Here is a 12,342-nt window from a genome sequence, read left to right on the forward strand (position 1 = left end):
GGCCTGGTCGAGCTGAACCTGCAGGCGCCGCGCCTGGCGCTGCGGCCCGAGCGCAACCGCATCAACGCCGTGGTCGCGCTGCAGGCCCAGGGCGCGGCGCTGCGCCGCACCTACGACGGCACGCTGGACCTGGACTTTGCGCTGCGCTACGAGCCAAGCGACCACACGGTGCGCGCCTACGAGCTGCAGGTGCATGCGCTGCAGTTCGACGGCCTGCCCGCGCAGGCCGCGCAGCTGCTCAGCGGCCTGGCGCCGCAGCTGGCACAGCAGGCGCTGCGCGAGGTGGTGCTGCACCAGTTCCAGCCCAAGGACCTGGCGCTCGCCGACAGCCTGGGCCTGCAGCCCGGGCGCATGACGGTGACGGAGCGCGGCCTGGTGGTCGAGCTGGTCAGCAAGCAGCCCTGAGCGGGCCGGCAGCCGAGGTTGGCCCTGAGACCGGCGCGGGGCCGCCGGCTTCGTTACAGTAGCCCCCCGCGCCACGCCTGGCAGCGCCGGGCGCGCACCCTTCCATCCCTCACCCTCCACATCCCACCATGACCAAGGACCTGGCTCGACAGAGCGAACTCAAGAAGATGGAGCTGTGCGACGCGTGCGCCGGCATCCAGCGCAACTGGCGCCGTGCGCCCGGCCATGCCGAGCTGGTGCAGCGCGGCAACCGCAAGGAAGAACGCGACCACGGCGAGGTCACCATCACGCGCTACGTGTGCGACCGCTGCGGCACGGCCTGGGAGTACGAGAACGACAAGACCAACCAGCAGGCGGGCTGGTCGGTGGTGGGCCGCTGAAGGCCGCTCCCGCGCACCAGGCCCGCGGCGGCGCCCGCAGCACCCGCAGCGCGGCCCCGAATTCATGCGTTGGGCACGCGCCCACTTCGCCCGGCCGCACGCGGTGGGCGGGCAGGGGCTATAAAGGTGCGTATGCACGACGTTACAAAATCCAGCAATTTCCACGGTAGCGGTTCCGTGCCGCCTTTTCTCGTGGCGGGCGGGCGCATGGCCGCACTGGTGGCGGCGTTCGACTGGAGCGCCACGGCCCTGGGGCCATTGCAGGACTGGCCCGTGGATATGACCGCGCCGATCGCGCTGATGCTGCGCTCGAAGGTGCCGATGGTGATGCTCTGGGGCCCCGCAGGCGTGCTGATCTACAACGACGGCTACGCGGCGTTCTCGGGCGACCGCCACCCCGCGATCCTGGGCCAGCCAGTGCGCCAGGCCTGGCCCGAGGTCAGCGACTTCAACCACCAGGTGCTGGAGAAATGCCTCGCGGGCGAGACGCTGTCGTACAAGGACCGGGAGTTCTGGCTGCACCGCACCGGCCAGAGCGAGCAGCTATGGACCGACCTTGACTACTCGCCCATTCTGGACGCCCGGGGCGTCCCCGCCGGCGTGCTGGCCATCGTCATCGAGACCACCGCCAAAGTGCGCGCCCAGCGCCGCGTGAGCAGCGAGCGCGAACGCCTGCACCGCATGTTTGCCCAGGCCCCGGGCTTCATGGCCATGCTGCACGGGCCCGAGCATGTGTTTGACATGGCCAACCCGGCTTTCATGCAGCTCATCGGCCACCGCGATGTGATGGGCAAACCGGTGCGCACGGCGGTGCCCGACGTCGAAGGCCAGGGGTTTTTCGAGCGGCTCGACCAGGTCTTTGCCAGCGGCGAGGCCTTTTTTGCGCAGTCCATGCCAGCGCTGCTGCAGCGCATCCCGAACGCCGCGCCCGAGCAGCGCTATGTCGACCTCGTCTACCAGCCGGTGCGCGGCGAGAACGACCAGGTGATCGGCATCTTTGTCGAAGGCGCCGACGTGACCGCGCGCGTGCAGGCCGAGGCCGCGGTGCGTGCCAACGAGCGGCAACTGCGCGAATTTGCCCAGGCCATGCCCAACCACGTCTGGGCCGCCGGGCCCGATGGCGCGCTCGACTGGTTCAACGGCATCGTCACGCAGTACAGCGGCCTGCCCTTGCCCGCGCTGCAGGGGGGCGGTTGGAAGACCCTGGTGCACTCCGACGACCTGCCCGCGGCGCTGCGCCACTGGAGCGGCGCGGTGCGTGCCGGCACGCCCTACGAGGTCGAGTTCCGCCTGCGCCGCGCCGATGGCGCCTACCGCTGGCACATCGCGCGCGCGCAGGCCATCCGGGATGCCGCGGGGCGCATCACGCGCTGGGTGGGCACCAACACCGACATCGACGAGCAAAAGCGCACCACCCGGGCGCTGGCGCACCTCAACGACCACCTCGAGCAGCAGATTGCCGCGCGCACCGCCGACCGCGACCGCATGTGGCGCCTCTCGACCGACGTCATGCTGGTGTGCGACCTGGAGGGCAGCATGGTCTCGGTCAACCCGGCCTGGACGACGCTGCTGGGCTGGCCGCAGGCCGATCTGGTGGGGCGCAACTTCCTCGAGTTCGTGCACCCCGACGACCTGCAAGCCACCCACGCGGAAATGGCCAAGCTGGCGCAGGGCATCACCACCTTCCGCTTTGAAACCCGCTACCGGTGCCAGGACGGCAACTACCGTCTGCTGGTGTGGACGGCGGTGCCCGAAGTGGGTTTCGTCCACGCCGTCGGGCGCGACGTGACCGCGGACCGCGAGGCCGCGCAGGCGCTCAAGCGCACCGAGGCGGCGCTGCACCAGGCGCAGAAGATGGAGAGCATCGGCCAGCTCACGGGTGGCGTGGCGCACGACTTCAACAACCTGCTGCAGGTGATCTCGGGCAACCTGCAGCTGCTCGGGCGCGCGGTGGCCGGGCAGGAGAAGCCCCAGGGCTATGTGAAAAGCGCGCTCGCCGCCGTGCGCCGCGCCGCCAAGCTGGCCGACCAGCTGCTGGCGTTCTCGCGCCGCCAGCCGCTCGCGCCCACGACCGTCAACCTCGGGCGCTTTGTCACCGGCCTCGAGGAGCTGCTGCGCCGCACGCTGGGCGAGAACATCGCGATCGAGACCGTGGTGGCCGAGGGGCTGTGGAATTCGCTGGTCGACCCGACGCAGGTGGAAAACGCGCTCTTGAACCTGGCCTTCAATGCGCGCGACGCAATGAACGGCAGCGGGCGGCTGACCATCGAGGCGAGCAATGCCGTGCTCGACGAGGCCGATGTGCACGAGCATCCCGACCTGGCGGCGGGGCAGTACGTGCTGCTGGCCGTCACCGACACCGGCAGCGGCATGGCGCCCGAGGTGCTGCTCAAGGCCTTCGAGCCGTTCTTCTCGACCAAGTCCGAAGGCAAGGGCACGGGCCTGGGGCTGTCGATGGTCTACGGCTTCGCCAAGCAGTCGGGCGGGCATGTCAAGGTGCTGAGCGAACTCGGCCAGGGCACGACCGTCAAGCTGTTCCTGCCGCGCAGCCTCGACGACGAGGCCCCCGCGCTGGCGGCGCCGGCGCAGGAAGGGACCGGCGGCAGCGAGACCATCCTGGTGGCCGAGGACGACGAGGGCGTGCGCGCCACCGTGGTCGAGCTGCTGCAGCAGCTGGGCTACCAGGTGCTGCAGGCGCGCGATGCGGCCTCTGCGCTGGCCATCGTCGACTCGGGCGTGCCGATCGACCTGCTGTTCACCGATGTCGTCATGCCCGGCAGCCTGCGCAGCCCCGAGCTCGCGCGCCGCGCGCGCGAACGCCTGCCGCACCTGGCCGTGCTGTTCACCTCGGGCTACGCGCAGGACGCCATCGTGCACGGCGGGCGGCTCGACGCGGGCGTCGATCTGCTGGGCAAGCCCTACACGCAGGACGCGCTGGCCCGCAAGATCCGCCACGTGCTGGCCTACCAACAACGCGCGCCGGCCACGGGCCGCGATGCGCTGCCAGCGCACTGAGACGGCCGCGCCCCGCGCCGGCCGCGGCGGGGCGCAGGGCCATGCGGCTGCGCTATCAAAAAAGAGAGCTGCCAGCGCTGACTGGGCCTGCGTTTTCGCCGCTTTTGGCATAAAAACAAGGCGCCCGGAGCGGGGCGCCGCGCAGGCGCGGCTGCAACACACTGTTCCAGTGCCGGCCCTTTTCTTTTGTGCCCCCGGCGCCCATCTGGGGCTGTACCCGCCGCTTGGCCGCCGCACCTGCGCGGCGGCGATTTCACTCCCAGGAGCCTTGCCATGACCTCTCCCATCCTGCACGCCGAGCCGCTCGGCCCGCTGTGGCCCACGCTCGATCCGTTTCTGTTTTGTGCCCACCACGACGACGCCTATCCCGCGGGCAACGGCGCCATGGCGCCGGCGGTGGCGCTGGAAGGCCGCGCCATCGGCAGCGACTTCAGCCGCAAGGACGGCTGGAGCATGTACCACGGCGACACCGTGCCCGGCTTCCCGGGCCACCCGCACCGGGGCTTTGAAACCGTCACGTTGGTGCGGCGCGGCCTGATCGACCACTCCGACTCGCTCGGCGCGGCCGCGCGCTTTGGCGGCGGCGATGTGCAGTGGGTCACGGCGGGCAAGGGCATCCAGCACTCGGAAATGTTCCCGCTGCTCAACGATGCCGCGCCCAATCCGCTGGAGCTGTTCCAGGTCTGGCTGAACCTGCCGGCGCGCCAGAAGTTGGTGGAGCCGCACTTCACCATGCTGTGGAACGAGCGCATTCCGCGCTTGGTGCACCACGACGCGCAGGGCCGCGCCACGACCGTCACGGTGGTGGCCGGCGCGCTGCCCGGCGCCCCGCCGCCGCTGGCGCCGCCGCCCGAGTCGTGGGCCGCGCACCCCGGCTCCGATGTGGCGATCTGGACGCTGCACCTGGCGCCGGGCGCGCAATGGCCGCTGCCGGCCGCGCAGGGCCAGGGCACGCGCCGCATGCTGTACTTCTTTGCCGGCGAAGGCCTGCGCATCGGCAGCGAAGCGGTGCATGCGCACGCCGCGCTGGAGCTTGCGGCCGGGCAGGACCTGCCGCTGGTCAACACCGGCGGGACGCCGGTGGAATGCCTGCTGCTGCAGGGCCGCCCGATTGGCGAGCCGGTGGTGCAGTACGGCCCCTTCGTCATGAACACGCAGCAGGAGATTGCCCAGGCGCTGCAGGACTACCGCCGCACCCAGTTCGGCGGCTGGCCCTGGCCGCAGGCCGACCCGGTGCACGGCAGCGCGCCGCGGCGCTTTGCGCGCTACCCCGGGCAGACCGAGGACGAGGTGCCGGGCGCCTGAGCGACAATACCGGCTGCCATTTTCCGGGCCCGCGCGGGGCCCGGTTCCGACAGAGATCACGCTGCATGAACATCACCAAAGACACCGCCGTCACCCTGGCCTACACCGTCACCAGCCCGCAGGGCAAGCCGCTCGACGCGGGCAAGCTGGCCTACCTGCACGGCGGCTACGAGAACATCTTCCCCAAGGTCGAGGCCGCGCTCGAAGGCCAGGCCGCAGGCTTTGCCACCACGCTCGACCTTTCGGCCGAGGACGCCTTTGGTGCGCGCGACGAGGCGCTCGCGCGCACCATCCCCAAGAGCGAGTTCCCGCCCGGCGTGAAGGTCGGCGGCCAGCTGCAGGGCGTGGGCGAAGACGGGCAGCCGCAGGTCTTCCACGTCGTCAAGATCAAGGGCCCCGAGGTGCACCTGGACGGCAACCACCCGCTGGCCGGGCAGGCGCTGCGCTTTGCCTGCAAGGTGGTGGCGGTGCGCGCCGCCTCGGCCGAAGAGGTCACCCACCGCCACGTGCACGGCGAGCACGGCCACCACCACTGAAGCCGCGGGCGCGGCGGCCGAGGGGCTTCAGTCCGGCGCCACGGCGTCCGAGCCGCGCACCAGCAGCACCGGCACGGGGCAGGTGCGCACCACCTGCTCGGCATCGCTGCCCAGCAGCATGCGGCCCACGCCGCGCCGCCCGTGCGTGCCCAGCACCACCAGGTCTGCCGGCCACTTTTTCACCTGCTCCAGCACCAGGTCGGCCAGGCGGCTGCGCACGCCTTCCTCCATGGCCGTGTCCGCCGCGATCCCTTCCGCCAGCGCCTGCTGGTGGCCGTCCTGCAGGATTTTCTGGCCCTCTTTCTGCAGCGCGTCATAGACGTCGCCGCTGAAGGCGCCATAGGCGCCCATGCCCAGGGTCAGCGACAGTGCGTCCACCATGTGCAGCAGGCGCAGCTGGCCGCCCGTGAGGCTTGCCAGGCGTATGGCCTCTGCCAGGCCCTGCAGGGAGGTGGGGCTGCCGTCGATCGGCACCAGGATGCGTTGGTACATGGCGGTCTCCTTGGGCCCCGGATGTGGCGGTGGGGCGGGGAGAGTTTGCCTTCTTTGCGGCGCCGGCACCACTGCCGCGTGCGGCGCGGCGGGTGCGGCCGGCGGGCTCAGGGCGCTGCCAGGGCCCGGAACATGGTGCGTTGGGTGTTGGTGAAATGCGGGCGCGTGGTGTCGCTCCAGGCCGTGGCGCGCACCGCCAGCCAGGCGGGCGAGCCCAGGGCTTCTGCGGTGACCAGGTCGTAACAGGCCAGCGACAGCGGGCCGTGATCGTGGTTGAGCAGGCGCCGCGCGTGGATGCAGCCGGGCACGGCAGCCAGGCCGGGCATGTGCTCGCCGTCGTACCAGCGCGCAATCTCGGGCATCCAGCCGTCCTCGGGGTCCATCTCTACGACATAGTGCGCCGTCGGCACCGCGCCGCTCGAATGGCCGGCGCGCTCGAACACCAGCTCCAGCCGCGACAGCAGGACCTCGCACGCACCGGGCAGGGCGCTTTCGAGCGTGGCCTGCAGCGGCGCCAGGTCGGCGGCGGCGAGCGCGGTGCGCTGCGCCAGCGCGCAGTACAGGTAGGCACTGCGCAGCGCAGGCGACCAGGCACTGCGCTGCACGCGCAGGCCCAGCGGGCTGTGCGCCAGCGCCGCCTGGACGGTGCCGGTCGCCTGTTCGGCCTGGGCGGCATCGGCCGCGCTGGTTTCGGGCCAGCCGATCTGCAGCAGCAGAAAGTCGGTGGGGTGGGCGTGGGGCTGCATCAATGTCCGATCTGCAAGGCGACGAGAAAACGCGACACCATGTTGTAGGCGCCGATGGTGGCGCACAGGTCCACTTGGCCCTGCGCATCAAAGTGCGCGCGCACCTGCTCGAACAGGGCGTCGGGCACGTCGATGTCGCGCGTCATGGCGTCGGTCAGCTGCAGCGCCACGCGCTCGGCCGGCGTCCAGGGCGCATCGGCCGGCAGCGCGGGGCTGCGCGTGGCGTCGATGGCCGCCTGCGACGTGCCGGCCTTGAGCGCGTGCGGCACATGCGCATCGAACTCGTAGGGCGCGCGGTTGAGCACCGCCACGCGCAGGATCACCAGCTCGCGCAGGCCCGCGTCGAGGCTGCTGCGGTTGCGCACGGCCGAGAGCATCTGCTCCCAGCCGTGGGCGATCGGCGGGCTGTTGAGCAGCGCCTGGTACAGCACCGAGATGCGGCCGCGTTCGGCCAGGATCTGCGCCTCTTGCGCAGCCAGTTCCGGGCGCGTGCCCGGCAGGATGGGGTCGATTCTCATCAGGGGTTTCTCGGTCAGTCGGGGGTCACATTGTTGGCGCGCACGACGCGGGCCCATTTGTCGCTGTCGCTGGCCAGCACCTTGGCGAGTTCGGCCGGGGTCGAGCCCGCCACTTCGGCGCCCGAGGCTTCGAGCTTGGCCTTGATGGCGGGCGTGGCGAGCGCGCGGCGCACGGCCTGGCTGACGCGCTCGGCGTCGGCCGCGGGCGTGCCCTTGGCGGCAAACAGCGCGTACCAGTTGTCCGAGTCCACGCCGGGGATGCCCATCTCGGCAAAGGTCTTCACGTCGGGAAAGCGCGGGTGGCGCTTGGCGGCGGCCAGGCCGATGGGCTTGAGCTTGCCGGCCGCGATGTGGCCGACGAGGCCCGGGATGTCGCCGAAGAAGCCGTCGACGTGGCCCGCGATCACGTCGGTGATGGCCGGTGCCGCGCCTTTGTAGGGGACGTGCATGAGCTTGATCTGGGCGTGCTCGTTGAGCAGCTCCATCGCCAGGTGCGGCACGCTGCCGGTGCCCGACGAGGCCATGGTCAGCGGGGCCGTGGCGCGGCGGGCGGCCTCGACGAACTCGGCGCCGCTGGGGTAGGGCGCCTTGGCATTGACCACCAGCACCTCGACGTTGTTGACCACCAGGGACACGGGCGTGAGGTCGGTGGCCGGCTTGTACGACAGCTTGGGGTACAGGGCCGGGTTGATGGCCACGGCCCCCACGCTGGTGAGCCACAGGGTCTGCGCGTCGGGCGCCGCGCGCGAGACGAAGTCGGCCGCGATGGCGCCGTTGGCGCCGGCCTTGTTCTCGACGATCACGGTGTGGCCCAGCTCCTTGCCCAGTTGCTCGGAGAGCGTGCGCGCCACGAAGTCCACCGGGCCGCCGGGCGGAAACGCGACGATGAGGCGCGTCGTCTTGGGCTGGGCGAGGGCGGCGCCCGACACGGCCAGCGCGGCGGCCGCCAGGCCCAGGGCCACGGCGCGGCGCGCAAGGTGCATGGAAGTCATGGGTGTCTCCTATGGGGGTGAGGGGAAGAAAAAAGCGTTCAGCCGCAGCGCACGGACATGCCGCCGTCGACCACGATCTCGGTGCCGGTGACAAAGCGCGATTCGTCGCAGGCCAGGTACAGCGCGGCGTTCGCGGTGTCGCGCCCGTCGCCCATGAAGGGCAGCGGAATGCGGGCCTGGCGCTCGCGCAGCAGCGCCTCGACGTCGCCGCCCGCGCGCTGGCCGGCCAGGCGCACCTCGACCATGGGCGTGTGCAGCTGGCCCGGCACCACGGTGTTGGCGCGGATGCCCTGCTGCGCGTACTGCACGGCGAGCACGCGCGAGAACTGGATCACGCCGGCCTTGGTCGCGGCATAGGCGATCTGCGCCGCGCCGGTCCAGCGCAGGCCCGAGGTCGACGAGATGTTGATGACGTTGCCGCTGCCCTGCGCCAGCATGTGCGGCAGCGCGTGCTTGCAGGTCAGGAACACGCTCTTGAGGTTGTGGTCGATCTGCGCGTCCCACACCTCTTCGCTCATCTCGACCGGGCCGCCCTTGGCCGAGCCGCCGACGTTGTTCACCAGCACGTCGAGGCGGCCGAACTCGGCCACGCAGGCAGCGATGGCGGCGGCGATGGACGCGCTGCTCGTCACGTCGCAGGCACCGGCGGCGAAGCGGCCGCCGGCCTGGGCGATCAGCGCGGCGGTTTCGGCCAGGCGGTCGGCGTCGCGGTCGACGCCGAACACGTGCGCGCCCTCTTGCGCAAAGCGCACGGCAATGGCGCGGCCATTGCCCCAGCCGCTGCCGACCGAGCCGGCGCCGGTCACGAAGACCGATTTGCCGGCCAGGCGGCCCTGGGGGTTGACGGGGGTGGAGGCATCGAAGGTCATGGCAAGGTCTCGGCAGTGCATCAAAGGACGGGAACGGCGGCGCGCGGGGCGCCGAAGCGGTAGAGTTTTTGCGGGTTGTCCACCAGTAGCGCCTGCAGCGCGGCGGGCGTGGGCGCGATGGCCGCCAGGCTGTCGACCAGATGGCCGTCGTCGGGCACGTGGGTATGGTTGGGGTGCGGCCAGTCGGTGCCCCACAGGCAGCGCTCGGGGACGGCCGCGACGAGGCGGCGCGCCAGCGCGATGCCGTGGGCGTAGGGCGGGGCCGGGTCGATGCGGTCGATGCCGCTGACCTTGACGTAGAAGCGCGCGTCGCCGAGCAGCAGCTGCTCGAGCGCCGCGAAGTCGGGGTGCTCCGCGCCCTGCGTGGCGTCGACGCGGCCCATGTGGTCGATCACCACCGGCACGGCGCTGCGCTGGAGCACGGGGCCCAGGCTGTGCACCAGGCTGCTCTCGAAGTGCACCTGCAGGTGCATGCCCACGGCGGCCAGGCGCGGCGTGAGGGCGACGATGTCTTCCACGCTGGCCGACGCGGCCAGGTGCTTCATGAAGTTGAAGCGGACGCCGCGAAACCCGGCCTCGGCCAGGCGCAGCAGCTCGGCGTCGCTCACGGCCGCGGGCACCAGGGCCACGCCCAGGTAGTGGCCGCCACCGGCGGCGATGGCGTCTTCGACCACGCGGTTGTCGAAGCCGTGGACGGCCGACTGCACGATCACGCAGCGCGCAATGCCCATCTGGCGGTGCAGCGCGAACAGCGTCTGCTTGCCGGCGTCGGCCGGCGTGAAGCCGCGCGATGCGGCGTAAGGGAACTCGGCGGCGGGGCCGAACACATGCACGTGACTGTCGCAGGCGCCCGCCGGCAAGGCCAGCGCCGGTGTGCTCGGCTTGGGCAGGTAGGTCAGAACGGGGGGCTGGGTGTCGGGTGTCATCGCGGGCGGCAGAAAATCGATGGCCGATTGTGGGCCGCGATCGGCGTTCCGCGTTCTGCCGTCGGTCTATACCAGCTATCCGTAAAATGCATGGCCATGCACCTTCCTGGAGCTTCGATGGACCTGACGCGCTTGCAGTATTTCGTCGCCGTGGCCGAGGCCGGCAGCTTCAGCCGCGCCGCGGCCGCGCTGCACCTGTCGCAGCCCGCGCTGAGCCGCCAGGTGCTGCTGCTCGAAGAGGAACTGGGCCAGCGGCTGCTCGAGCGCACGGGGCGCGGCGCCATGCCCACTGACTCGGGAGAGGCCCTGCTGGTCCACGCGCGCGCCATCTTCGAGCTGACCGCGCAGGCCCGCGCCGACATGGCCGAGCGCCAGCGCAGCCCGCGCGGGCGCCTGACCATCGGCCTGCCGCCGCGTGTGGCGCACGTGCTCACGGCCGACCTGGTGCAGGGTTTCCTGCAGCAGTTCCCCGACGCCGCGATCACGGTCGAGGAGAACCTGAGCCTGCGCCTGCGCGAGTGGCTGGTGGCCGGACGCGTGGACCTGGCGGTGCTGTTCGACCCGCCGCACTCGCCCCAGCTGCAGACCGAAACCCTGGTGCGCGAGCCCATGGTGCTGATCAGCACCGAGCCGCTGCCGGCCAAGGTGCGCCTGGCCGCGGTGGCGCAGCGCAGCCTGGTCATGCCGCGCGGCCCGCACGCGCTGCGCCAGCTGCTCGAGAGCTACACGCGCCCGCGCGGCATGCAGCTGAAGATGGTGGCCGAGGTCGATTCGGTGCAGACCGTGCTGTCGCTGGTGGCGCGCGGCGTGGCCGACACGGTGCTGCCGCTGAGCGCCACGCGCGCCTGGATCTACCCGCAGACGCTGCACGTGGCCGCGATGGTGGCGCCGGCGATCCGCAACCGCCTGGTGCTCGCGGTGCCAAAGGCGCGCCCCGGCACGCAGCTCAGCCGCTACGCCAGCCAGCTGCTGCGCACGCTGGTGCAGCAGCATTTCGGCGACGCCGAGCCCCTGGCGGGCGCGTAGCCCGGCCCGGTGCCGGGCCGACCGCTGTCGTGTGCTCCCGTTTCAATAGCTTCTGGCGCTTTTCCAGTAAGGGCTGGAGGCCAAAAAGACACAAAACTCCGAGCCGCTCAGTGGCGCCGCAGCAGCGCCTGGCGCAGCAGGCGCGTGGCGCGGTCGCGGATGTGCAGCGGACTCCGGCCGGGCGGAGGCGGGCGCACCTTGGCGGCGCTGCAGGCGGCCAGGAAGTCGTTGAGGATCGCAGTGTCGTCGAGCGTGTCGGCGCCGAGCCGGTGGAACTCGGGGTGCCACTGGGTGGCGGCGATGTAGCCGCGCCCCGGGGCGGCGCGGCGGCGGATGGCCTCGGGCACGACGTCGGGGTGGCTGAAGGCCTCGATCTCGAAATCCGGCGCCAGCCGCTTGATGCCCTGGTGGTGGATGCTGTTGACGCGTGCGCGCCGCACCCCCGGGTAGAGCTGTGCCAGGCGCGAGCCGGGAACGAACTCCACATCGTGGAAATTCTGGTCGTAGGTGCTGGCGTTGCGGTGCTGCAGCGCGCCGGGGCGCTGCGTCTCGATGTCCTGGTAGAGCGAGCCGCCAAAGGCCACGTTGATCAGCTGCAGCCCGCGGCAGATGCCGAAGATCGGCTTGCCGGCCTGGGCAAAGGCCTCGACCACGGCCAGGTCGTAGAGGTCGCGCACGCGGTCGCCCTCCCAGGCCGCGCGCAGCGGCGCCTCGCCGTAGCTGCCGGGCCAGACGTCGGCGCCGCCGTGCATGACGACGCCGTCGAGCCAGTCGGCGTAGTGCGCCAGCGTGACGTCGCCGCGCGCCGTCTCGCCCGTCGGGCAGGGCACCATCACGACCAGGGCGCCGGCCGACATGATCCAGTGCGCGACGGACTGCTCGACGTACTGCAGCGTCTTGCCGGTGAACAGGGAGCGGGAGGGATCGGCGTGCTGGAAGCAGGCCGACAGGCCAATCTTGAGGCGACGGGAAGCGGGCATGCGCCTTTGTAGCACCGCTGGCGCGCCCCGGCTGTAGGAAGGCGGCGCGCATTCACGCGCACCCGTGCGGGGCACCGCCGCCGCATTTGACGCGCGTCAAGCGCTGCGGGTACGGTGCAGGCATGATGGCATGGACCGCGGGTCCATGATTT

The 12,342-nt window shown here is 71.4% G+C and carries 13 protein-coding genes; 6 read left to right on the plus strand and 7 right to left on the minus strand.

The annotated features are described in order from the left end of the window. The 5 genes from B2J89_RS19035 to B2J89_RS19055 all read left to right on the plus strand — a co-directional run. On the plus strand, nucleotides 1-405 hold a 405-nt coding region (locus tag B2J89_RS19035), incomplete at its 5' end, for a DUF1439 domain-containing protein (RefSeq protein ID WP_169170493.1). Nucleotides 406-533: 128 nt separating this feature from the next. Beyond that, nucleotides 534-785, plus strand: a complete 252-nt coding sequence (locus B2J89_RS19040) for a hypothetical protein (RefSeq protein WP_169170494.1) — start codon at nucleotides 534-536, stop codon at nucleotides 783-785. 177 nt (nucleotides 786-962) lie between these two features. Then, complete coding sequence (locus B2J89_RS19045; RefSeq protein ID WP_371809103.1) at nucleotides 963-3,800, plus strand: PAS domain S-box protein; 2,838 nt, start codon at nucleotides 963-965, stop codon at nucleotides 3,798-3,800. Nucleotides 3,801-4,073: 273 nt separating this feature from the next. After that, nucleotides 4,074-5,105, plus strand: coding sequence for a pirin family protein (locus B2J89_RS19050; protein WP_169170496.1), 1,032 nt, complete (start codon nucleotides 4,074-4,076; stop codon nucleotides 5,103-5,105). Nucleotides 5,106-5,170: 65 nt separating this feature from the next. Beyond that, complete coding sequence (locus tag B2J89_RS19055) at nucleotides 5,171-5,641, plus strand: peptidylprolyl isomerase (RefSeq protein ID WP_169170497.1); 471 nt, start codon at nucleotides 5,171-5,173, stop codon at nucleotides 5,639-5,641. 27 nt (nucleotides 5,642-5,668) lie between these two features. On the opposite strand, the gene B2J89_RS19060 is transcribed toward B2J89_RS19055, so the two are convergent. From B2J89_RS19060 to B2J89_RS19085, 6 genes are all read right to left on the minus strand, one after another. Then, nucleotides 5,669-6,133, minus strand: coding sequence for a universal stress protein (locus tag B2J89_RS19060; RefSeq protein ID WP_169170498.1), 465 nt, complete (start codon nucleotides 6,131-6,133; stop codon nucleotides 5,669-5,671). Nucleotides 6,134-6,240: 107 nt separating this feature from the next. After that, nucleotides 6,241-6,879: a hypothetical protein gene (locus B2J89_RS19065; RefSeq protein WP_206042718.1), complete on the minus strand. Its 639-nt coding sequence runs from the start codon at nucleotides 6,877-6,879 to the stop codon at nucleotides 6,241-6,243. After that, nucleotides 6,879-7,397, minus strand: a complete 519-nt coding sequence (locus B2J89_RS19070) for a carboxymuconolactone decarboxylase family protein (RefSeq protein ID WP_169170499.1) — start codon at nucleotides 7,395-7,397, stop codon at nucleotides 6,879-6,881. The genes B2J89_RS19065 and B2J89_RS19070 overlap by 1 nt, the downstream gene beginning before the upstream one ends. Nucleotides 7,398-7,411: 14 nt before the next feature. After that, complete coding sequence (locus tag B2J89_RS19075; protein ID WP_169170500.1) at nucleotides 7,412-8,389, minus strand: tripartite tricarboxylate transporter substrate binding protein; 978 nt, start codon at nucleotides 8,387-8,389, stop codon at nucleotides 7,412-7,414. Between the two features lie 38 nt (nucleotides 8,390-8,427). Next, on the minus strand, nucleotides 8,428-9,258 hold the full coding sequence (locus B2J89_RS19080; RefSeq protein ID WP_169170501.1) for an SDR family NAD(P)-dependent oxidoreductase: 831 nt from the start codon (nucleotides 9,256-9,258) through the stop codon (nucleotides 8,428-8,430). Nucleotides 9,259-9,278: 20 nt separating this feature from the next. Next, complete coding sequence (locus B2J89_RS19085) at nucleotides 9,279-10,184, minus strand: amidohydrolase (protein ID WP_169170502.1); 906 nt, start codon at nucleotides 10,182-10,184, stop codon at nucleotides 9,279-9,281. A 117-nt stretch (nucleotides 10,185-10,301) separates the two neighbouring features. On the opposite strand from B2J89_RS19085, the gene B2J89_RS19090 reads away from it, so the two are divergent. Continuing rightward, nucleotides 10,302-11,210 carry a LysR family transcriptional regulator gene (locus B2J89_RS19090; RefSeq protein WP_169170503.1) on the plus strand — a complete coding sequence of 303 codons (909 nt, stop codon included), beginning with the start codon at nucleotides 10,302-10,304 and terminating at the stop codon, nucleotides 11,208-11,210. 107 nt (nucleotides 11,211-11,317) lie between these two features. Here B2J89_RS19090 and B2J89_RS19095 read toward each other — a convergent pair whose 3' ends face one another. After that, entirely contained in the window at nucleotides 11,318-12,190 is an 873-nt protein-coding gene (locus B2J89_RS19095) for a gamma-glutamyl-gamma-aminobutyrate hydrolase family protein (protein WP_169170504.1), read from the minus strand. Nucleotides 12,191-12,342: the final 152 nt, after the last annotated feature.

The sequence above is a fragment of the Acidovorax sp. SRB_24 genome (genome assembly GCF_012931925.1).